Here is a 616-nt window from a genome sequence, read left to right on the forward strand (position 1 = left end):
ATTCAATTAAATGTAACAGAACGATTTAAGCAACGATTAGTAGAAGAAGGATATAATCCAAGCTATGGAGCTAGACCACTTAGACGAGCAGTAATGAGGCTTTTAGAAGATAGTCTGGCTGAAGAAGTTTTATCTGGTAAAATTAAAGCTGGTGATAGTGCAGTAGTAGATGTTACTAATGAAGGAGAAGTTACAGTTCTATTAGGTGAAAAATTAGAACTGTTAACATAAAAAACAATTTATTAATTAAAGCATTGAAGAGGTTATATTCAATGCTATGAAAAAAATTAATAAGATGGGTTGCTATAATTGACAACCTCTGATATTCTTTATTTGTATATAAAGCCGGGATAGCTCAGTTGGTAGAGCAGTGGATTGAAAATCCTCGTGTCACCAGTTCAAATCTGGTTCTTGGCATTTTAAGCATCAGAAAATTTTGCTATCTGAGCATTAAATTTTAATTGAAATGTTCCTGTCGGACCATTCCTGTGTTTTGCTATTATAACTTCTGTGAAGTCTCTACTTCTAGTTTCTTGTGTATAGTAACTTTCTCTATATAGCATTATTACTAAATCTGCATCTTGTTCTATAGAATTATGAACAATAAAGTTGTTTG

At 32.0% G+C, this 616-nt stretch carries 2 protein-coding genes and 1 tRNA gene; 2 read left to right on the forward strand and 1 reads right to left on the reverse strand.

Features of this window, described 5'->3' with window-relative positions; all coding sequences use genetic code 11:
• Together ABD944_RS42200 and ABD944_RS42205 are read left to right on the forward strand one after the other, a co-directional pair.
• On the forward strand, positions 1-231 hold a 231-nt coding region (locus ABD944_RS42200; RefSeq protein WP_345187899.1), incomplete at its 5' end, for a hypothetical protein.
• A 113-nt stretch (positions 232-344) separates the two neighbouring features.
• A tRNA-Phe gene (locus tag ABD944_RS42205) sits at positions 345-417 on the forward strand.
• A gap of 2 nt (positions 418-419) precedes the next feature.
• On the opposite strand, the gene ABD944_RS42210 is transcribed toward ABD944_RS42205, so the two are convergent.
• A partial coding sequence (locus ABD944_RS42210) for a DnaB-like helicase C-terminal domain-containing protein (RefSeq protein WP_345187902.1) occupies positions 420-616 on the reverse strand: 197 nt, incomplete at its 5' end.

Source organism: Actinomadura verrucosospora (assembly GCF_039540335.1).
Taxonomy (GTDB): domain Bacteria; phylum Actinomycetota; class Actinomycetes; order Streptosporangiales; family Streptosporangiaceae; genus Spirillospora; species Spirillospora verrucosospora.